The organism is Cohnella xylanilytica (assembly GCF_014212175.1).
Taxonomy (GTDB): domain Bacteria; phylum Bacillota; class Bacilli; order Paenibacillales; family Paenibacillaceae; genus Cohnella; species Cohnella xylanilytica.
Genome location: NZ_JACJVR010000027.1, coordinates 47,816 through 69,242 on the forward strand (window position 1 = coordinate 47,816; position 21,427 = coordinate 69,242).

Below are 21,427 nucleotides of genomic sequence, written 5' to 3' on the forward strand. Positions count from 1 at the left end.
CTACCTCCGGCCTTCTCTCTATTGCATCATCCGCTGAACGGAGAAAATATCCTTCACCCGCTTGATCTTCTCGACGACCGATTGCAGGTGCTCCTTGTTGCGGATGAGGATGGTCAAATGCATGATCGCCACCTTGTTGCGGTCCGAACGGCCCGACACGGCGGCTATGTTCGTCTTGCTCTCCGACACGGCCTGGAGCACCTCGTTCAACAATCCTCGCCGATCGTGGCCGAGAATCTCGATCTCGACGCTGTAGCTCGCTTCGCTCGTCTCTTCCCACTCGACCTCGATGACGCGAGCCGCCTCCTCCCCTTCCGTCGTCTGCGGCAGGTTCGGGCAGTCGGTCCGGTGCACGGACACGCCGCGGCCGCGCGTGATGTACCCGACGATGTCGTCGCCGGGAACCGGGTTGCAGCAGCGCGCGAAGCGGACGAGCAGATTGTCGACGCCCTTCACCTTGACGCCGTGCGAGGCGCGAGTCTTCTTCTCCGCCGGAGCCGGCTTCACTTCCTTCATGACTTCGCTGGTGAGCTGGATCTGCTGCGCTTCCTCGGCTTCCTTGCGCAGCTTCTCCGTCAGACGGGTGCAGATCTGCGCGGCGGTGATGCCTCCGAACCCGACGGCGGACATCATGTCTTCGATATCGTTAAAAGTAAACTTGCGCGCGACCTCGATCAGCTTGTCGTCGGTCATCCACTCGGACGGCTCGAGGCCGATCCGGCGCAGCTCCCGCTCGAGCGATTCCCAGCCCTTCTCGACGTTCTCCTCGCGCTTCTCCTTCTTGAACCACTGCCGGATCTTGCTCCGCGCGTGGGACGATTGCGCGATCTTGAGCCAGTCCTGGCTCGGCCCGTAAGAGTGCTTGGAGGTGAGAATCTCGACGATGTCGCCCGTCTTCAGCTTATGATCGAGCGGAACGATGCGCCCGTTCACCTTCGCGCCGATTGTCCGGTTGCCGACCTCGGTGTGGACGCGGTACGCGAAATCGAGCGGCACGGAGCCGGCCGGCAGCTCGAACACTTCGCCCTTCGGCGTGAAGACGAAGACCAGGTCGGTGAAGAAATCCATTTTCAGAGATTCCATGAACTCCGCCGCGTCCCGCGTCTCCTGCTGCAGCTCGATGATCTCGCGGAACCAGTTCATCTTGTCGCCGAACGAGCCCTGGACGACTCCCGTCTCCTTGCCTTCCTTGTACGCCCAGTGGGCCGCGATCCCGAACTCGCTCGTCCGGTGCATCTCCCACGTGCGGATCTGAACCTCGGTCGGCTCTCCCGTCGGCCCGACGACGGTCGTGTGGAGCGACTGGTACATGTTCGCCTTCGGCATCGCGATATAATCCTTGAACCGTCCCGGCATCGGCTTCCATAACGTATGAATGATCCCCAAGGTGGCGTAGCAGTCCTTGACGTTGTCGACCAGAATCCGGATCGCGAGCAGGTCGTAAATCTCGTTGAACTGCTTGTTGCGAGTCGTCATCTTCTTGAAGACGCTGAAAATATGCTTGGGACGGCCGGAGATATCCCCCTGGATGCCCATCTCCTCGAGCTTCTCGCGGATCTTCGCGATCAGGTCGGAGATGTACTGCTCCCGCTCCGTCCTCTTCTTCTTCATCAGGTTGGCGATACGGTAATATTGCTGGGGGTTGAGGAAGCGGAGCGCGATATCCTCCATCTCCCACTTGATGGCGCTGATCCCGAGGCGGTGCGCGATCGGGCAGTAGATCTCCATCGTCTCGTGGGCGATGCGCCGCTGACTCTCTTCGGATTGGTATTTGAGCGTCCGCATGTTGTGCAGGCGGTCGGCGAGCTTGATCAGAATGACCCGGATGTCGTTGGCCATCGCCACGAACATCTTCCGGTAGTTCTCGTTCTGCTGCTCCTCCTTCGAGCGGAACTGGATCTTCTCCAGCTTCGTCAGCCCGTCGACGAGCCCGGCGATCGTCTCGCCAAACCGCTCCTTCACGTCCTCGACCGTGACGTTCGTGTCTTCGACGACGTCGTGAAGAAGCGCGGCCATGACGGTGACGACATCCATCTGCATATTGACCAAGATTTCGGCAACGGCCAGCGGATGAAGAATATAAGGCTCGCCGGACTTGCGCACCTGCCCGCGGTGAGCTTCGTCGGCGTACTCGTAGGCTTCGCGGATGCGCTGCAAGTCCTGGTCTCTCATATAGTTGGAAGCTTTCTCGAGCAGTTGCTCCATGCCCATGCGATGTTCCTTTCCATAGGCGGTAGGCGCCGCCGGATTCCCATGAAGTGATTCCTTTCATTATGCCTCTAGCCGACGGGAATCGTCAACCGAGCGGCCTATCGGCGGGAATCCGGGCACTGGCGAGCGGGATATCCGGGACGCGGGAGTCCGGGCCGGCCCTCTTAATCCGGCGAACGGCGCGGGACGTTCGGACGGTGCGAAGGGGACGGATCCACGACCGGAAGCTCGAACGAGAAGCGGGACCCTTCGCCCGGACGGCTCTCCACGACCGCGCTCGTTCCGTGCTTCGCCAGCACGTTCTGCACGATGGAGAGGCCGAGACCGCTGCCGGAATGGGCGGAGCGGGCTTTGTCGGACTTGTAGAATCGCTGCCAGATGCGTTCGAGATGGCTCTCGGAGATGCCCACTCCTTCGTCTCGGACGCTGACGACCGCCTTATCGCCCTTGCGGGCGACGGACACTTCGATGGACTTGCCGTTCGGGGTGAACTGGATCGCGTTCAGCAGCAGGTTGTTCAGCACCTGGTCGATCCGGTGCGGGTCGGCGAGCACCCAGACGTCTTCCGGGTCGCCGGTCAGCTCGAAGCGGAGCGATCTGCGGGCGAACTCGGGATCGAGCCCGGCGAGCAGTCTCCGCACCCATTCCGTCAGGTTATAGGGGACGGGAGAGATGTCGAGCTGCCCCGCCTCGATCCGCGCCATCTCGAGCAGATCGCCCACGAGCCGGTTCATCCGCCGCGTCTGCTCCCGGATAAGGCCGAGGTACGCTTCCCTGCGGTCGTCCGGCACCGCGCCGTCGATCATCGCTTCCACGTAGCCCCCGATCGAGGTAAGCGGGGACCTGAGGTCGTGCGAGACGTTCGCCAGGAACTCCCTTCGCATTCTATCCAATCCGGCCAGCTCCTGCGACATCCGGTTGAGCGATTCCGCCAGCTCGCCGATCTCGTCGCGCGGGCGGACGTTCAGCCGAACGTCGAATTGGCCCTTCGCGATCCGGCTGGCCGCGTCCTTCATTCGCCTTAGCCGCGCCGTCATCCGCCCGGAGACGAAGAAGACGATGACGACGGAAGTGACGAGGGTCGTGATCATGACGTTGCGGAAAATGCCGGTAAACCAATTAAGGTCCCGCTTGAACTCCCGCGAGACGATGACGACGGCCTGCGCGGCGTTGCCCTCCGGCCCGCCGACCGGGGCGGCCGATACCCGCGGCGAGCCCTCTCCCTCCAGCTCCGCGGCGATCGTCGTCTTGCCCCGGGTCAGCGCGTCCCGAACCGGAGCTTCGCTCGCCGAAGGGAGGGGAGTGTCGGACGGAGGTCCCGCCTTGATCAGAACCTGTCCCGAGCGGTCCACCACGTAGAGGGAGCGGTTCCCCGGCCCGGTCGCCATCTGCAGGGCGGAGCGCAGCATCTCGCGGTCCCACTTCTCCCGGTACGCGCTGCGGACGAGCGCCGCCGCCACGCTGAGCTGCTCCTCCTCGAAGCGGTTGTTGCGGTGCCCGAGCTCGGAGCGGACGACCCAGTACGAGATCGCGGCGGTGACCGAGAAGGAGATGACCAGAACGGCGAAAAAGGCGAGCAGCAGCTTGACGGTGATGCCGTTCCACCGGATCATGCTCCGCTCACCTCGAATTTGTAGCCTACTCCCCGGATCGTCTCGATCCGGTAGTGGGCCGAGGAACCGATTTTCTCCCGGATTCTCTTGATATGCACGTCCACCGTCCGCGGGTCCCCCTCGAAGTCGAAGCCCCACACCCGATCGAGCAGCTGCTCCCGCGTCAGCACCCGGTTGGGCGTCGAGGCCAGCGCGTGCAGCAGCTCCATCTCCTTGGGCGGAAGCGTCAGCTCGGCGCCGCCGCAGACGACGACGTACCGGTCGAGGTCGACGACCAGATCCGGCAGCTTGACCGGCTCCCGGGCGAAGCCCGGCTTCGTCCGGCGCAGGACGGCCTTCACCCGGGCCATCAGCTCCTTCGGGTCGAACGGCTTGACGAGATAATCGTCCGCGCCGAGCTCGAAGCCCTTCAGCTTGTCGTAGCTCTCGCCCTTGCCCGTCAGGATGATGATCGGAGTCGACCTCTCGGCCCGGATTCGCCTGCAGACGGTCCATCCGTCGTAGCCCGGCAGCATCAGGTCGAGAATGACGAGATCGGGCGGGTCGGAGAGGAACTGGTCGATGCCGTCCTCCCCGTCTCCGGCGATCGAGAACGGATACCCTTCCCGCTTCAGGTATAGACCGATCAGGTCGCTGATATATGGATCGTCCTCGATGACGAGGATGTTGGCTTCGGCCATGGCGGTCCGCCCTCCTCTTCGGTTGCTCTCGCTGTCTCTCGCGCAGCTTCCCCCATTATTGACGCAGCGCGTCGACCGGATTCAGCTTGGACGCTCTTCTCGCCGGGAGGAAGCCGAACAGCACGCCGACCCCCATCGAGAAGATCAGAGCCAGAATCATGATGTCGGCCGACGGGGCGGCCGGCGAATCCATCAGCTTGCCGGCGAACTTCGACCCGCTCGCGCCGACGACGACCCCGACAAGCCCGCCCAAGCCGCCGATCATCGCCGCTTCCACGAGGAATTGGAACAGAATGTCCCTCTGCTTCGCCCCGAGCGACTTGCGGATGCCGATCTCCTTCGTTCTCTCCGTGACCGACGTCAGCATCATGTTCATGATGCCGATCCCGCCGACGAGCAGCGAGATCGCGGCCACGTACGTAAGCATCGTCGACATCGAAGTCGACACCGCCGTTATCGTCTCCAGAAGATCCGCCTGGTTGAACACGGTGTAGGCATTCTCGTCGTTGCGGAAGAACTTCTGAAGATTGAATTCGAGCATCGTCTGGACGAAGTCCACCTTGTCGCTGCTCTCGACCTGCACGTAGATCGTGCGGATCGCGTCCGTCTTCAGCGCCACCCGGGCGGTCTGGATCGGGATGATGACGACGTTGTCGTTCGAGCCGGCCGAGGAGCTTCCCTTCGAGGCGAGCACCCCGACGATCGTGTACGAGGTGCCGTTCAGGCCGATCTTCTGCCCGACCGGATTGTCGATGGACAGCTCTTCGGCGACCTCGGAGCCGATGACGGCGACCTTCTGCGAGAACGCGCCGTCGATGTCCTTGATAAACCGGCCCTGGGCGACGCTGTATTCGCGCACGTCCGCGAAGGCGGCGGTCGTCGCCTGCACGGAGGCGCTGTAGGTCGAGGTGCCGTATTTGGCCGTGACGCTGCCGGAGATGACGGGCGCGTACGTCTCCACGCCGTCGATGTCCGTCAGCTGCTCGGCGTCGGCGAGCGTGATGCTCGTCACCGCGCCGCGCCCGACGACGTTGGCCGTCAGCATGTTCGTGCCGAGCCCCTGCATCTGGCTCTTCACCTGCTCCGCGGTGCCGTTGCCGATCGCCACCATGATCGTGACGGAGGCGACCCCGATCATGATGCCGAGCACGGTCAGCAGCGTCCTCAGCTTCTGGGTGCTCACGCTATGCCAAGCCATTCGGATGCCTTGCGACAGCTTCACGAAGCTTCATTCCTTTCCTCGGTCAACTGCCCGTCCTGGATCCGGACGACCCGCTTCGCCTGTTCGGCGACCTTCGGGTCGTGCGTGATGAGGACGATCGTGTTGCCTTCCTCGTTCAATTCCTTGAGCAGCCCCATGACGTCGCGGCTCGTCTTGCTGTCCAGCGCGCCCGTCGGCTCGTCGGCGAGCAGCAGCGGGGGAACTCCCGCCAGCGCCCGCGCGATCGCCACGCGCTGCTGCTGGCCGCCCGACAGCTGGTTCGGGACGTGGTCCATTTTCTCCCCGAGGCCGACCTTCGTCAGGGCTTCCTTCGCCCGGCTGCGGCGTTCGCTCGCCGACATGCCCCGATAGACGAGCGGCAGCTCGACGTTCTCGATCGCCTTCAGCTTGGGGAGCAGGTGGAAGCTCTGGAAAATGAAGCCGATCTTCGTATTGCGAATGACGGCCAGCTTGCCTTCGCTCAGCTCCTCGACTTCGCTGCCGTCGAGGAAGTATTTGCCGCTCGTCGGCGTATCGAGGCATCCCAGCACGTTCATCAGCGTGGACTTGCCCGAGCCGGACGGCCCGATGATGGCCATGAAGTCTCCCTTGTTCACGGTGAGGGAGATGCCGTCCAAGGCGTTGAACGTCTCCCCGGCGAGCGTGTATTGCTTATAGATGTTTTCCAGCCGGATCAGTGGAGGTTGCCCGTTGTCGCTCATCCGCGTCCGCCTCCGCCGCCGCCCGTGCCGCCCGCGCGTACCATGCCGCCGCCTCCGCCGAAGTTGCCGCCTCCGCCTGCGAAGCCGCCTCCGCCGAAGCCGCCTCCGCCCGGGAAACCGCCGGCTCCGAAGCCGCCCATCTGGGTCGTCTGGCTCGACGTGTTGACGACGACCGGGATGAGCACGGTCGCTCCTTCGCTGAGGCCGCTCAGCACTTCGACCTGCGAATCCGTCGTGATGCCGACCGTGATCTCTTGCATCTTGAACTGGCCGTTCGCCTGGTTCATCATGGCCATGCGCCCCGCTCCGCGTTGACCGGCCTGGCCAGTCTGGCCGGCTTGGCCGCTCTGGCCGGCTAGGCCGCTCTGGCCGCCGCGGGTCCAGCCGCCTTGCTGCGAGCCGCCTTGCGCCGTGCCGCCGGATGCGGCGCCGTTCGGCTGCGCCCCGCCTTGTTGCGCTCCTCCTGGTGCGGCGCCGCCTTGTTGCGCTTCTCCGGCTGCGGTGCCGCCTTGTTGCGTTCCGCCTTGCGCATTGCCGCCGGACGCGGCGCCATTCGGCTGTGCCCCGCCTTGTTGCGTTCCTCCTGGTGCGGAGCTGCCTTGTTGCGTTCCGCCTTGCGCATTGTCGCCGGACGCGGCGCCATTGGGCTGCGCTCCGCCTTGTTGCGCCCCTCCTGGTGCGGAGCTGCCTTGTTGCGTTCCGCCTTGCGCATTGCCGCCGGACGCGGCGCCATTCGGCCGTGCCCCGCCTTGTTGCGTTCCTCCGACTGCGACTCCGCCTTGTTGCGTTTCGCCTGGCGCCGCATTGTCCTGAGGCGCTCCGCCAGGAGCCGCTCCGCTTTGCGGCGCTTCTCCGACTGCCGCGCCGCCTTGTTGCTCTCCGCCCGCCGCGGCTCCCCCTTGTTGCGCCCCGCTCGGCTCGGCCCCTCCGGAGCCGGCCGAAGAGCCTGTTTTCGCGGAAGAACCACCGTTGCCGGATGTCGTCGCCGCGTCGTTCGGGACGCGCACGAAGTACTTGCCGCCGATCGTCTCCACTGCGTCCACCGGCACGATCAGCGCGTTCTCCTTCTGCTCGATGATGATGTCCACGTCCGCGGACATGCCCGGCAGCACATTCTCGATCTCGTTCAGCGTGACGATGACCGGGAACGTGGCGACCCCGTTGGACGACGTTCCGTCCTTGGAGATCTCCGTCACCGTACCCGTGATCTTTTGACCGCTCAGCGCGTCGATGGACACGTCCGCCGTTTGGCCGACCTTCAGCTTCGTGATGTCCAGCTCGTCCGCGGAGATGCTAACTTCCAGCTTGTCATAGTTCACGAGCGTAAAAGCCGACAGGCGCGCCTGCACCTCGTCCCCCGCCTTGACGTTCACCACGGTCACCGTACCGTCGATCGGCGCCACAATGGGATCGGGAGCCTTCGCCTTCTCCTCGTAGTCCTGAATCTCGAGCTTCGTCTGCTCGATGTTCAGCTGGGCCGACTTGATGCTCATCTCGGCGGCCTGAATATCTTCCTCGGTGCCTCCGGAGATTTGGAGGTTCTTCCATTTCTCCTGCGCCTGCTCGAGCGACATCTGCTGCTGCTGCAAGCTCAGCTTCGCTTTATTCAAGGAGAGGGTCACGTCTTCCCCTTCGAAGGTCGCGAGCACGTCGCCTTTCTTGACGACATCCCCTTTCTCGACCTTGACGCTGTCTACCGTTCCCTGCTCCGACACGATCGCTTCCTCCGTCTCGCTGACCGCGACCGAACCCGATCCGGAGACGGCTTGAGTAATCGTGCCCTTCGTCACTCTGGCTTGCTGGAACGTCGGAGCGGCCGCCACCGCGTCGTCCTTCGTGTACCACCAGTAACCGGCTCCCCCGCCCGCGCCCAGCACGCAGATGACGACGATCCATGTGATCCATTTCTTTATACGTTTCTTCTTCATCCCGCGAAAGCCTCCCAATATCGTTTCTTTCTATGTAACAAATATTAACTGCAATACTAGCACTGCTGGATGAACGGATGATGAACGGGGCCTTAATCGAAGCTGAAAACGGAGATTCTTCCCAAGCTCGTCTGAAGATCCGGGAACGGCGTTCTTGAGACGACAGGCTTGGTTTAGCGAATGGCGGGATCTATCGGCTGGGATCTATCGGCGGAGAGCTATTGGCGGCTGGGACGAAGGCACTTTTTGTGCCCTGAGAGCACCCGGTGGCGGGGGCTGGGGGATGCCGGAGGTGTCTTGTTCTAAATTTTCGATCATCTCGGGTCATGGAGAGGTGTTCGAGGGGCCGTTGTTCTATATTTTCGATTATCTCGGGGCTCGGAGGGGTGCTCGAAGGGCCGTTGTTCTATATTTTCGATTATCTCGGGTCAAGGAAGGGGGTTCGAGGGGCCGTTGTTCTAAGTTTTCGATTATCTCGAGCCACGCAGAGGTGTTCGAGGGGCCGTTGTTCTAAATTTTCGATTATCTCGGGTCATGAAGAGGTGTTGAGGGTCCGTTGTTCTAAGTTTTCGATTATCTCGAGCCACGTAGGGGTGTCCGATGAAGAGGGATGTTTGTTTTTACTTTGGCGGTATACGGCGGGGCAGAACGAACTCGCGGATAAACGGCGAAGGACCGCCCTCGGGTTCCATGTAACCCGAAGAACGGTCCTTCGCAAGCGCAGACGGCTGCGTGCGGGCCCATTCGATCAATATTGGATCAGCGAACGAATCTCGATGCCGGGCAGCTTGGCGCGGCCGTCGAGATAGCCGAGCTCGATCAGGAACGCGGCGCCGACGACCTCGCCGCCGAGCTGGCGAACGAGCTGCGTCGTCGTCGCGATCGTGCCGCCGGTCGCGAGCAGGTCGTCCGCGATCAGCACCTTCTGGCCCGGCTGGATCGAATCCTTATGGACGGCCAGCTTGTCTTTGCCGTACTCGAGGTCATATGCCGCCTCGACCGTCTCTCCGGGCAGCTTGCCGCTCTTGCGGATCGGCACGAAGCCGACTCCGAGCGCGAGCGCAAGCGGGGCTCCGATGACGAAGCCGCGCGCTTCGGGCCCGGCGACGACGTCGATCTCCAGGCCCTGCACCGCTTCCTTCAGAGCGTCGATGGCCGCCCGGTACGCCGCGCCGTCCTTCAGCAGCGTCGTAATGTCCTTGAAGCGGATACCCGGCTGCGGGAAATCGGGAATGACCCGAATATAATCCTTGAAATTGAAACTCATGCCTCAATCGGCCCCTCTCTATTCGCTACTCGAGTAGCATTATACACCGCCGCGACCCGGCTGGCTATCGGCGCGCTCCGGCCATTCGGCGGATCCACGCCCGAAGCTCCGCCGTCTCCGCCCGGCCCAGCATCATCAGCTCCGCGTTCTCCTTCGCCTTCCGGTACCGCTGCGATTGCTCCAGCTCCTTGCGCGCGGGCGAGGCGACGACTTTGACGTTCGATCGATCAATCGTAAGGAAGCCGAGCTCCTCGAACACTTCCTGCGCCATCCGCACGACCGACAGCGGCCAGCCGGTCGCTTCCGACGCCTGCCGAAGGAAGCCGTCCGGCGCGTCGATCCAGGAGCCCTGCCGCCGGAACAGCGAGTAGATTCTCCCGAACTGCTCCCGGTCCGGGAACGCGGGCCGCCGCGCCGATGCCGGCGCTCCATTCCCTTCGGGCGCGTAGACGTATACCGCTTCGATCGGATGCCCCGCGCCCAGCAGCCGGGCGAGCGAGCGGGCGGCGTCCGGCTGCTCCGGCAGCCCGGCCAGCGCGAGCGCCAGCCCTTCGGACAGCCTCCCCTTCGAGGACGCCGAACCCGTTCCGCCGTCCGGCATCGAAGCCACGCCGCCGTCCGAAGCCGCGGCCGCGCTCTCGCCCATGACGGTCGACCTCAGCGGCTCCGGCATGCGCTCCCACTCGCCGTACCTCGCGACGATCGCGCCCCGGGCCTCCAGCTCCGTCGATGCCAGAGCCTCGCTCCACGCCGCGTGCGAAGCGCACAGGACGAGCAGCCGCTCCTCCCCTTCCGCCAGCCGGACGAGCGAGCGCAGCCACATCTTCTCCGTCCTCCGGTCGTAGACGGGCAGAGCCGCGTGACGCCAATCCTGCAGCATGAATTGGACCCTCGTGCTGCCGTTCCACTCGTTCACAGCGAGCTCGCCGAACAAGTCGACGGAAGCCCCCTTCTCCAACGCGGCGGCCATCTCGCCCATCCCGAAGCCGACCGCTTCGATCCGGCGTCCGCGCTCCTCGGCCACGAGCCGCAGATGTTTGCCTTCCTTGCCGATCGCCTTCGTCTCCGAGACGGCCGCTTCCCGGATCACGAAGCGCGGCGTCGGATTCCCTTGGCCGTAAGGCTCGAGCCGCGACAGCTGCGAGACCGTCTCCAGCGACAGCTCGGAGACGGAGCCGACCATGTCCGCGGTGCGCTTGGGCAGCCAGTCCTCGTCCGAGATCCATTCGGCCGCGAGCGCGCACAGCCGCTTCTCCAACTCCGGCACGCGGTCGATCCGGATCGTCAGACCCGCGGCCGCCTGATGGCCTCCGAAGTGCTCCATCAGCTCGGCCATCTCCGTGAGCGCCGCGTGCAGATCGAAGCCGTCGATCGAGCGCGCCGATCCCTTGCAGGTCTCGGCCCCGGCATCGTAAGCCAGCACGAGTACCGGCCGATAATAGCGCTCGACCAGCTTCGAGGCGACCAAGCCGGCGATGCCGGCGTTCCAGCCTTCCCCGGCCAGGACGATCGTCTCCGGCATCCTTCCCCCCAGCTCCTCGACGCGCCGAAGCCACATCCGCTCCGCTTCTTCCAGCGTCTCGTCCACCAGCTGCTGCCGTTCGCGGTTCAGCGCGTCGAGCCGGGAAGCGAGCCGCTCGGCTTCCTCGGCGCTCTCGGTGACGAGCAGCTGCACCGCCCCGTCGGCCCGGTCGAGCCGTCCTCCCGCGTTCAGCCTCGGGGCGAGGCCGAAGGCGATCCGGCCGCTCGACAGCTTGGCGTGCTCCGTTCCGCAAGCCTCGGCCAGCGCCCGGATGCCCGGCGACGGCTGCTTCGCCATCCGCTCCAGCCCCAGCTTCACCAGAGTCCGATTCTCGCCTTCCAGCGGCATCAAGTCGGCGATCGTGCCGATCGCCGCCACATCCGCGAGCGTCGGGTCCGCCTCGCCGAGAAGGGCGTGCGCCAGCTTGAAGGCGACGCCCGCTCCCGACAAGCCCTTGAACGGGTATGGACAGTCCTCCTGCTTCGGGTTGACGAGCGCGATCGCCTCCGGCAAAATCGCGGGCGGCTCGTGGTGGTCCGTCACGACGACGTCCAGTCCCCGCTCCCGCGCGTAAGCGATCTGCTCGACCGCGCTGATGCCATTGTCGACCGTGACGATGAGGCGGGTTCCCGCTTCGATCGCCTTGTCGATCGCTCCGATATTCAAGCCGTAGCCTTCCTGGCTCCGGTGCGGTATGTACGTGTCGAAGTCGGCTCCGAAGCGCCGGAGCAGCCGGATCATCAGGGCGGTCGAGGTGACGCCGTCCGCGTCGTAGTCCCCGTACACCCGGATTCTCTCCCCGTCGCGGACGGCCTTCCGGATTCTCTCCGCCGCCTCCGCCATCCCCTTCATCGCGAACGGATCGTGGAAGCTCGCCGCGCCGGCGTCCAGGAACGTCCGCGCTTCCTCCGCGGAACGGAATCCGCGGGCCGCGAGCAAGCGGGCGATCAGGGGAGGAAGCCCCAGGGCCGCGGCCAGCTCCGCCGCGGCGGTCTCGTTCGCTTCCCGGATCTCCCACCGGTATTTTCTCTTCATCTTGCGGTCGCTCCTCCTCTCCCGGGTACCCGGTTAAACGACAACTCCGCCGACCGGGACGCTTCCCGCGGGAGACGCTCGGACAGAGCGCTTCCGAGGGGCGCGTCGCCGGCTAGTCGGCGGAGGCCTATCGGTTCATGCTATTGCAGAAGAGACGTCAGCTCTTCCTCGTGGTGATTGGACTTGTACGGATAACCGGGGTCGTAAGGCTGGACGTGAACGTTCGCGTCCGAGACGTGCAGGAACCGCTTCGTCAATTGACGGCGCACCCGGAGCGCGATGTCGTGTCCTTCGAACACGGTGATCCGCGGATTGACCCGGATTGTCATCTCGACGACGACGTAGTGTCCCTGCTCCTTGGCCGTCAGGTCGTCGACGGCGACGACGCCGTCCACCCGCTGGACCGCTTCGAGCATCGCCTGCATGTCGACCTCGTTCCAATCTCTCGAATCGCCGGGCCGAACGAGCCCGAGCACGAGCTGGAAGCCCGATTTGACCACGAAGACGCCGATGACGATGCCGGCCGCCGGATCGAGGACGTACAGCATCGGCATGTCGAGCAGGTCGCCGGTGATCGCGCCGAACGTGCCGACGAGGGCGGCCAGGGAAGCGAAGATGTCGGAGCGGTTCTCGCCCCGAAGAGCGAGCGCCCGCATGCCGAGGCTCGACTCATGCCGCTTGCGGTAGCGGACGAGGCTCTCCCGGACGACGATGCCGGCGATGATGACCGCGACGGAGCCCCAGCCGGGGGATTCGTCGACGCCGGCCACGATCTTGCGGATCGAGCTCAGTCCGATCTCGATCCCCGCGACGAGGATAAGCGCCGACAGGACGACCCCCGCGACCGTCTCCGCGGCCATTCTCTCGTTCGCGGAACGGAGGCGCGGGGAGTGGCCGACCCTTCGCATCTCCAGATAGGAGGTCGCCGCTCCCGCGAAATCCGCGGCCGAATGGCAGGCGTCGGCGAGAAGCGCCTTGCTTCCCGTGACCCAGCCGGCCGCGCCTTTGACGATGGATAAGACGAGCAGGCCTAACACGGACACCTGAGCCCCGTGCTCGGCCGAGTGGGAGTTTAGTACCGCCATTTCCGTCTGCAACCCCCTTATGCTCCCGTAAAATTACGGAGCGCTCTGAACCTTGACGTTCTTCTTCGGCTTCGCTCTCTTGCGGAGAACGAGCCACAGCGGGCTGGCGATAAAGATCGAGGAGTACGCCCCGCTGATCAAGCCGAGAATCATCGCGAGCGAGAACATCTTGATCGATTCGCTGCCGAAGATGAAGAGGCAGATCGCCGCGAAGGCGACGGTCAATACCGTGTTGATCGAACGCGTCATCGTCTGGCTGACGCTGTTGTTGACGATGCCGACCAGATCCTCGCCCGACTTGATCTTCGCGAAGCGGAGATTCTCGCGGATCCGGTCGAAGATGACGACGGTATCGTTGATCGAGTAACCGATGATCGTCAGGATCGCGACGATGAACGGCAGGTTGACTTCAAGCCGGAACAGCGAGAAGAGCGTGATGACGACGAAGGCGTCGTGCAGCAGCGAGACGACCGCCGCCACCGCGAAGCGCCATTCGAAGCGGATCGCGATGTAGATGATGATGCCGACGCTCGCGATCAGAATGCCGTACAGCGCGTTGATCTCTTGCTCGCGGGCGATCTCGACGTCGACGATGTTGATCTCGAACGAGGCCTTGTCGTCGAACTCGGACTTGAAGTCGGATTCCAGCTTCGCCTGCTGCGGTTCGTTCAGCACGTTCTCGAAGCGGATGGAGATTCTCTCGCTGCTCGTGGTTACCGTATACTTGCCGAGGTTCTCGGAGTCGATGAACTGCTCGACCTTGGCCTTGTCGACCGGCTTCGAGAGCTTGACGTCGACCGAGGAGCCGGACTTGAAGTCGATCCCGTAGTTCAGGCCGAAGATTCCGAGGGACACGATGCCCAGAAGCGTCAATACGACGGAGAAGATGAAGAATCCTTTGCTCGCCTTGACGAAGTCGAAATCCTTGAAGTTATAGCGCACGGATCTCACTCTCCTTTACGCCGTAGTACGACGGCTTGCTGAAGCGTCCGCTCTTCACGACCAGTTGCAGCAGCAAGCGCGGCAGGAACAGGTTCGTCAGAATGTTGACGATGATGCTGGCGAGCTGGACGACCGCGAAGCCCTTGACCGAGCCTTGGCCGATGAAGTACAGCACGGCGGTGGCGATAATATTCGTGATGTGCGCGTCGATAACCGTGCGGAAGCTGTTCTTGTTGCCCGCGCGGAGCGAAGAAGCGATGCTCTTGCCGCTGCGGATCTCGTCCTTGATCCGTTCGGCGGTGATGATGTTGGTGTCGACGGCGATGCCTATACCCAGTATAAATGCCGCGATGCCCGGAAGCGTGATCGTCGCGTTCATGAGCCAGAAGGCGATGAACATGACCCATACGAACACGATAAGGCAGATGCTGGCGATAAGGCCCGGCAACCGGTAGAAAATCAGCATGAACAGCAGGATCGCCACCGAAGCGACCGCGCCGGCGAGCACGGTGTCCTCCAGCGACTTCTGTCCGAGGGTCGCCCCTACGCTCTGCGTGTACTTCTCGTTCAGCTTGAGCGGCAGCGCGCCCAGGTTAATGACGTCGGCGAGATTCTGGGCGTCCTTCGGGGTCGGCTGGCCCGAGATGGTCGCCGTTCCTTCTGTCAGCGCTTGCTGGACGACCGGATCGCTCTGAAGCTCGTCGTTCAGGAAGATGGCCAGTCTCTTGCCGATCAGACGCTCGGAGACGTCCGCCAGCTTCTTCTTGTCTTTGACCTTGATCGCGATCAAAGGCCTGTTGAGCTGGTCGTATTCCACCTTGGCCGCGCCTTCGACGAAGTCGCTGCCGACCAACTCGACTTTACAATAATCGGTCTCGCTTTTGCACCCTTCCGCGCTCCGGAATTGCAGCTCGGCCGGCTTCTTCAGCATCTCGCGAACTTCGGCCTCGTTCGTGACGCCGGCGATCTTGACGCGAATGCGGTTCTTGCCTTCGGTCGTCACTTCCGGCTCGGCGACGCCTTGCTTGTTCGCGCGATCCTCCAAGCTCTTGGCGGTTTGAATCAGCGATTTTTTGTCTACGTCGCCCTTGCCGGATAGCGGCTCCGCTTCGTAGAGGATCTCAAAACCGCCCTTGAGGTCTAGCCCGAGCTTCGTCTTGTCCAGCAGCCACGGGCTTGTCCAAGCGATCAGCCCGAAGGATACGACAACGACGAGCACGAAAGCGAGCAATCGTTTCATTGTGTGTTGCGGTCCCCTTTCGATTCTCAATGTTCCTATTATACCTACGCGCCAAAAAGGAAGTCAATTTGTCGAAAAGCCCCGGAGCGGGCCCGGGGGAACGGCTCCCGGCTTCGGGCGCCTCTCTCCGGAGGCGCTTCCGGAACGGCGAAGGCAGCCGGCGGATGGTCCGCCGCGCTGCCTTCGTCCGACTCTATGATTCTCGCCCTTCAGCGCCTCTCTCCCCGATAGAGGCTCAGGGTAATGAAATTCATGTACTGGGTGACTTTGAGCGACAGGATATCGTTGACGACGACGTGCAGCGGAGGAGTGCCCTTCTTGTGGTATTTGTCGCTGACGCATTCCCACACGTCCGCGCCCTTGACCTGATCGTACCCGAGCAGCCTGAATTCCTCCGCCTTGCTCTCGCAAAGCTGCTCGACCATCCGGCTCATCTCCTCGTCCCCGAGCTCCGGCTCCGGAACCGGTTCGCGTTCCGACATGCGCGAGTCCTCCTTCCATCCCGTGGCGGGCGTTCGTCCGATCCTCTATGAATTCTCCGCGCGGACTCCGAATTCCTCCCCGGCGCTCCGGTTCGAGCGCCGGAAAATTCAGCCTCCCGTCCGCATCGCTCAAGCTCCGAGTCATGAAGGACTCGGGGACATGCATAAGCATGTACTATAGACCGGGACCGAAGAGGGTGTGCCGATGTCCTTGCGCAAACAATCGTTCATACAGGGAGCCATGATCCTGCTGGCGGCCGGGCTCGTGAACCGGCTTCTCGGCTTCGTTCCCCGGATCGCCTTGCCCCGCATCATCGGAGTCGAAGGGGTAGGGCTCATCCAGCTTGTCTATCCGTTCATGATCGTCATTCTGACCGTCATCACGGGCGGGCTTCCGCTGGCCGTCGCGAAGATGGTGGCCGAAGCCGATTCCCAGGGGCGGAGCGGCGACGTGAAGCGAATCGTGCGGATGGCGATGTCCATCGCGGTCGCGGCCAGCTTCGCGGCCGCCGCCGCCTGCCTCGCGATGGCCGAATGGATCTCGACCGTCATCATGACCGATCCCCGCGTCCACACGGCGTTCCTCGCGATGATCCCGATCCTCCCCCTGGTCGCGGCCTCTTCCGTATGGAGGGGGTATTTTCAAGGGAAGCAGAACATGCTCCCGACCGCTTATTCGCAGACGACGGAGACGATCGTGCGGATCGTTCTGTCCCTGACGCTGACTTCGCTCCTGATTCCGTGGGGCCTGGAGGCGGCCGCGGCCGGCGCGATGGCCGGGATGGTCGTCGGGGAACTGGCGGGACTGCTCGTTCTATGGGTTCAGATGCGGAAGGATACTTCGGCGAAGAGAAGACCAAGCGAAGGAAGCGTTCCGGGGACCGCCGGCGATCCGGACGCCGCGAACGGCTCCGGAAGATCGCTGTCGCGTTCGCTTCTCTCCATCGCGCTGCCCGTCACGGGAAGCCGGATGATCGGCTCGCTGTCCTATCTGTTCGAATCGATTCTGACGACGCGCAGCCTGGTCGCGGCCGGGGTGGCGACGGCGGCGGCCACCGCGCAATACGGCGCCCTGCAGGGGATGGTCATCCCTCTCCTGACGCTGCCGGGTGCGCTCACCTACTCGCTGGCCGTCTCCCTCGTTCCGGCGTTGTCGGAAGCGGCGGCGCGCGGGGACTGGGCCGGCATCCAGAAGCGGCTGCACCAGTCGATGCGCCTCGCCATCGTCACCGGGGCCCCGTTCGTGGCGTTGATGGGGCTTCTCGCCCATCCGATCTGCTCCCTGCTGTACGCCGACGATTCGATGGCCGACATGCTCCGGTGGCTGGCCCCGATCGCCGTGTTCCTCTACATGCAGGCACCGCTGCAAGCCGCCCTCCAAGCGCTGAACCGGCCGGGGACGGCCCTGTTCAACACGTTCGTCGGGGCGCTCGTCAAGCTCGTTCTGATCGTCCAGCTGGCCTCGAAGCCGGAGCTCGGGATCGCCGGCGCGATCATCGCCATCGCAGTCAACATGGGGCTGGTCACCCTGCTTCATTGGATCAGCGTGGCGCGGGTGACGGGCTTCCGTCTAATGCCTCTCGATTTCTTGAAGATACTCGCGGCCATGATCGTGACGGGGGCCGTCGCGGTGTGGATCTGGAACCTGGGGGGCATTCCGGGGGGAGCCGCGAAGCTGGCGGCCGCCTCAGGCGCGGCGCTGATCGTCTACTTGGTTCTGCTCGTCTGGCTTCGGCTGATCGACCGGTTCGACGTCGCGCGAATTCCGGTTATCGGCAGGTGGTTCCGGTAGTCACCTCTTCCGGTCCACGTACAGCTTGCCCTTATGGTCGACGCTGCAGAAGAACACCTGGCCGAAGCTGTCGACGCCCCGGCTGCGCAGCTCGTTGCGCAGCCAGAAGCGGTTTTTGCCGATTTTCTCCAACCCGTCGTCCTGAACCGCTCCGTCCATGATCAAGGGAACGGGCAGAAGCTCGTAGCGGAACTTCGAAGGGTCCGGATCGCCGCTCTTCTTCGCAGCGTCCGAGGGCGTCTCTTCGCCTTCCTTCTTCGGCAGAACCGTCAGCTTCCCGTTCGGCTCGAGCACGGCGAGCTCCACCTCTCCGATGTCGGTCATCCGGTTCTCCCGCAGCTGCACGAGCAGATCGTCCAGATTGTACCGCTGCCGGCGCATCTCCCGCCAATTCAGGCGTCCGCCGCGGATCAGAACGCTGGGCTGCCCGTCGAACCATAAGCGGAGTTTGCGGTTGCGGAGCATGATCCGGGAGAAAAGAAGCTGGATAACGACGAGCACGGCGATCGGCCCGACGGTCACCCATAACGACCTCTTGGTATCCTCGATGGAGATGACCGCGATCTCCGCGATCATGATCGAGATGACCATGTCGAAGACGGAGAGCTTGCCGATCTCCCGTTTGCCCATCAGGCGAAGGATCAAGAACACGAATAGATACATGAACACCGTGCGTAACAGAGTCGCCGTCAGTTCCATGTCCCGGTTCCTCCAAGCGGTCGTTAGTCGCGTATTGGCGCGACCGTTAGTGTCACCTGGTTGTCCGGAGGTCATGCGGGAAGCGCGAGGTGGAAAAAATGGATTTCCGGCGCGCGATCTTCGCCCGGGGGTACTAGCTTCCCCTCTTCCGCCATAGGCTGATACAAACCTTACGAGAAGGAGTGTGTGGCATGAAGCCCATCGAGCAAGTCACCGGCTTCCGAATCGCTTCCCCGATGGTATCCGGCATTCTCTGGTCCATCATCTGGCTGGCGGCGGGTACGCTGCTGTTGTCGCTGCTGCTGTACGGCACGGACATGGGAGAGAAGGATACGACGCCTTGGGTATTCGGCATTCACGGATTCGCTTCGCTGTGCGGGGGATTCGTCTCGGGCCGGAGAGCCGGCCGCAAGGGCTGGTCCATCGGCCTGGCGACGGGATTGCTGTACGCGCTGCTCGTGCTGCTGACCAGCTTCCTGGCCCACGATATCGGCTGGTCCGTCCGCATTCTGCTTATGCTCGGCTTGACGGCGGTGCTCGGGGCGTTGGGAGGCATGCTCGGCGTCAATACGGGCTCCTCCAAGCCGAAGGGGCGCCGGTAATCCGGCCTTGGCGTTTTCTCCTCCGATTTATGATATACTATGACGGTGTTGTTTACAGAGGACGTTAAGGGGGAGCTTTGTGGCCGTTTATCACTCGATGTCATCCATCATGGTCTACACGGCCGTTGCGGTGGCGTTGCTATTATGGTACGGAACCGGCAGGCAGCCTCTCGCGGCGGTCGGGGCGTTCGCCAAATCGCTGATTACGTCTCCCAAGTACCTGCTCTTCTTCTTGGCCATGCTCGCGATCCTTCTCCTCAATAAATACGAGCTGAAGCTGGAAGCTCTCTTCCCCGTCCATTACGATCTGACCTCCTCGATCGTCGGCTGGGAATCCGGATGGCAGGGTCGCCTGCAGAATGCCCTTCATTCGGACGCGCTGACGCTGTTCTGCTCGTTTTTTTATTTGGTCGTGTTCCAAGCGGTCATGATCGCTTCCATCGGCATCTACACGCACGCGGGCAACCGGAAGCTTTACTACGCTTTTTGCGTGGCCTTGCTGCTGAACTACTTGATCGCGGTGCCGTTCTACCTGTTCGTTCCCGTGAACGAAGCCTGGTCGGTCGCCTCCAACGTTCATTTTCTAATGCTGGACGTGTTCCCCCGCTTCGAGACCGAATACCGCCATCTGTCCGGGCTGGACAATTGCTTCCCGAGCCTGCATACGTCCATCTCGGTGACGATGGCGCTGCTGGCCGCGCGTTCCGGCAATCGGCGGTGGGCGATCTTCGCCGGAGCGAACGCCGCGATCATCGTGTTCTCGATCTTCTACCTCGGCATCCATTGGTTCTCCGACATGATCGCCGGCTTGTGCCTGGCGGGAACGGCCGCCGCGATCGGCCTTAAGGTCGGGGAATGGGCCGACAGCCGTCCTCTCGCGCCGGACAAGGCCAGCCGCAAGTGGCCTGCAGCCGCGTCCCGCTCCACCGGCTCTTGAGGCGGGACGCTCGCTTCCGAGCCTTCGCCTGGGCTTGCCGGAGATGCGGCCGTAGGTTGACCGGAACGACCTATGCGCCTTGGACGTCCATGCGGACGCTCAAGGCGCTTTGCTTTTCATTGGAGGCGGACGAGTTGAATGATCTCGCTCGATTTCGCTTACGAGAACGGCATCGGCAACAAGGCTTTTGTCGCCGGATAGCCACACCCGGACCGCGGGTGCCGATTCCTTCCCGTTCATCAGAGCTTGAAGTTTCGGGAGGCTTCCTTCTTCATAATGGCTGACGACCCGGTTTTTTTCGGATCGGACGCGTCGAATCACCATTTTGGCGGAAGCGTCAAGGGCGACGGTCACCCGTTCCTCCCCGGCGATCGAAGAATTCCGTCCCGTCCTCATTTTGGAGCTAGTCTGCAGGATCAAGGCGTCTTCGTCGATGGAGAGAAGCCTGCCGACCATATCGGCCTCGGCCTCTCTCAGATCGCCCATGATCTCCGGATTCTCTTCTATGAATACGGTTCTCGAAGCGGAGAACGGCAGCAGGCGGCCGTCTACTTGCGCGATCGCCGCAATCCCGGCAAGCCCCGCCGCGCATAAGAAGACCACGTGAGCGAGCAGCAGCCGATTCGGGTCCTCGAACGTCCGCTTCATGGCTTGACCGATCCTTATCCCGATCGCCCCGCCCGCCGCGTTCAGAAGAATGTCGTCCACGTCGCTGCTTCCCAACGCCAACGCGTATTGGGCGACTTCGAGGAACAGCGTGGTTAAAAAAAGGAATGAGATTTGGCGGCCGAACGATTTTGGTCCTCCGATATAGAATACGAATAATCCGAGCGGAACGAATATCCCGATATTTCCTCCAATGTTGACCAGGGCCTTCTCGATATCTACCGGTTCTTGAAGATAGCCGATTATGGTGCGCAGAGGCACGAGGTTTATACTTCTTAAATCGAAGAAACGATCCGCGAACAAGGACGTTAGAGGAATCGTTTTGAACAAAATGATATTCAAGGCCACGCAAACGTACGAGAGGAAAAGCAAATAAAGCAGCGCTTTGCCTATTCGATTCGGATTCGAAATCGGATTCGGCTTCGGATTTGGAGATGGATTTGGATTTGCGTTTTGATTAGGATTCGGATTCGGAATTAGATTTGGCTTCAACCCGTCTGCACCTCCCTCCTATTAGCTTACCTGGAATAGCTTTTGAATTCTTTACCGACATCTTAAATAATTTATAAGATTGTAATGCTCGAAGCCTGCATTTATCTCGATGGCTAGTAACGGACACAGTTGCGCTACATTCGCAGAATACGCCTATTTCGACCGTCTGCCTTTTTGCGAAATAGCGTCTGGGCGTCCGTTAGGATGGCGACATGGCGCCAGGAGGAGACGGTTTAGACGGGAGGAGACGGCGTAGACCGGAAGTGCTATGTATGATGCGAACTGGGCAGTCTAGAGTAAAGGGCTGAACT

General features: G+C 62.6%; 17 protein-coding genes. 3 read left to right on the top strand and 14 right to left on the bottom strand.

What is annotated here, in order from left to right; all coding sequences use genetic code 11:
• Positions 1–18 precede the first annotated feature (18 nt).
• From H7B90_RS07995 to H7B90_RS08050, 12 genes are all read right to left on the bottom strand, one after another.
• Positions 19–2,211 (bottom strand): RelA/SpoT family protein, encoded by a 2,193-nt coding sequence (locus H7B90_RS07995; protein ID WP_185135331.1) that lies wholly within the window; start codon positions 2,209–2,211, stop codon positions 19–21.
• A gap of 164 nt (positions 2,212–2,375) precedes the next feature.
• Positions 2,376–3,824, bottom strand: coding sequence for a sensor histidine kinase (locus H7B90_RS08000; RefSeq protein WP_185135332.1), 1,449 nt, complete (start codon positions 3,822–3,824; stop codon positions 2,376–2,378).
• Entirely contained in the window at positions 3,821–4,504 is a 684-nt protein-coding gene (locus tag H7B90_RS08005) for a response regulator transcription factor (RefSeq protein ID WP_185135333.1), read from the bottom strand. The genes H7B90_RS08000 and H7B90_RS08005 overlap by 4 nt, the downstream gene beginning before the upstream one ends.
• A 55-nt stretch (positions 4,505–4,559) precedes the next feature.
• On the bottom strand, positions 4,560–5,726 hold the full coding sequence (locus H7B90_RS08010; protein WP_185135334.1) for an ABC transporter permease: 1,167 nt from the start codon (positions 5,724–5,726) through the stop codon (positions 4,560–4,562).
• Positions 5,723–6,427: an ABC transporter ATP-binding protein gene (locus H7B90_RS08015; RefSeq protein ID WP_281421317.1), complete on the bottom strand. Its 705-nt coding sequence runs from the start codon at positions 6,425–6,427 to the stop codon at positions 5,723–5,725. Before H7B90_RS08015 ends, H7B90_RS08010 begins: the two co-directional genes overlap by 4 nt.
• Positions 6,424–8,355: an efflux RND transporter periplasmic adaptor subunit gene (locus H7B90_RS33345; protein ID WP_185135335.1), complete on the bottom strand. Its 1,932-nt coding sequence runs from the start codon at positions 8,353–8,355 to the stop codon at positions 6,424–6,426. Before H7B90_RS33345 ends, H7B90_RS08015 begins: the two co-directional genes overlap by 4 nt.
• A 748-nt stretch (positions 8,356–9,103) precedes the next feature.
• Entirely contained in the window at positions 9,104–9,622 is a 519-nt protein-coding gene (locus H7B90_RS08025) for an adenine phosphoribosyltransferase (protein WP_185135336.1), read from the bottom strand.
• A gap of 64 nt (positions 9,623–9,686) precedes the next feature.
• The gene (gene recJ / locus H7B90_RS08030) at positions 9,687–12,179 is read right to left on the bottom strand and encodes a single-stranded-DNA-specific exonuclease RecJ (protein ID WP_185135337.1); all 2,493 of its coding nucleotides are present in this window, start codon (positions 12,177–12,179) and stop codon (positions 9,687–9,689) included.
• Positions 12,180–12,319: 140 nt separating this feature from the next.
• Complete coding sequence (locus H7B90_RS08035; protein ID WP_185135338.1) at positions 12,320–13,264, bottom strand: cation diffusion facilitator family transporter; 945 nt, start codon at positions 13,262–13,264, stop codon at positions 12,320–12,322.
• Positions 13,265–13,297: 33 nt separating this feature from the next.
• Positions 13,298–14,206, bottom strand: coding sequence for a protein translocase subunit SecF (secF, locus tag H7B90_RS08040; RefSeq protein WP_185135339.1), 909 nt, complete (start codon positions 14,204–14,206; stop codon positions 13,298–13,300).
• Entirely contained in the window at positions 14,196–15,446 is a 1,251-nt protein-coding gene (gene secD / locus H7B90_RS08045) for a protein translocase subunit SecD (RefSeq protein ID WP_185135340.1), read from the bottom strand. Before secD ends, secF begins: the two co-directional genes overlap by 11 nt.
• A 209-nt stretch (positions 15,447–15,655) precedes the next feature.
• Positions 15,656–15,928, bottom strand: coding sequence for a post-transcriptional regulator (locus tag H7B90_RS08050; RefSeq protein WP_185135341.1), 273 nt, complete (start codon positions 15,926–15,928; stop codon positions 15,656–15,658).
• A 205-nt stretch (positions 15,929–16,133) separates the two neighbouring features.
• Here H7B90_RS08050 and spoVB point away from each other — a divergent pair, with 205 nt between their 5' ends.
• The gene (gene spoVB, locus H7B90_RS08055) at positions 16,134–17,720 is read left to right on the top strand and encodes a stage V sporulation protein B (RefSeq protein WP_185135342.1); all 1,587 of its coding nucleotides are present in this window, start codon (positions 16,134–16,136) and stop codon (positions 17,718–17,720) included.
• On the opposite strand, the gene H7B90_RS08060 is transcribed toward spoVB, so the two are convergent.
• The gene (locus H7B90_RS08060; protein WP_185135343.1) at positions 17,721–18,419 is read right to left on the bottom strand and encodes a DUF421 domain-containing protein; all 699 of its coding nucleotides are present in this window, start codon (positions 18,417–18,419) and stop codon (positions 17,721–17,723) included.
• A 191-nt stretch (positions 18,420–18,610) separates the two neighbouring features.
• Between H7B90_RS08060 and H7B90_RS08065 the strand changes: the two genes are divergently transcribed.
• Positions 18,611–19,021: a TIGR04086 family membrane protein gene (locus H7B90_RS08065; protein WP_185135344.1), complete on the top strand. Its 411-nt coding sequence runs from the start codon at positions 18,611–18,613 to the stop codon at positions 19,019–19,021.
• Positions 19,022–19,100: 79 nt separating this feature from the next.
• On the top strand, positions 19,101–19,958 hold the full coding sequence (locus H7B90_RS08070; RefSeq protein WP_185135345.1) for a phosphatase PAP2 family protein: 858 nt from the start codon (positions 19,101–19,103) through the stop codon (positions 19,956–19,958).
• A gap of 99 nt (positions 19,959–20,057) precedes the next feature.
• On the opposite strand, the gene H7B90_RS08075 is transcribed toward H7B90_RS08070, so the two are convergent.
• Positions 20,058–21,116 carry a VanZ family protein gene (locus H7B90_RS08075; protein WP_185135346.1) on the bottom strand — a complete coding sequence of 353 codons (1,059 nt, stop codon included), beginning with the start codon at positions 21,114–21,116 and terminating at the stop codon, positions 20,058–20,060.
• Between the last annotated feature and the right edge of the window lie 311 nt (positions 21,117–21,427).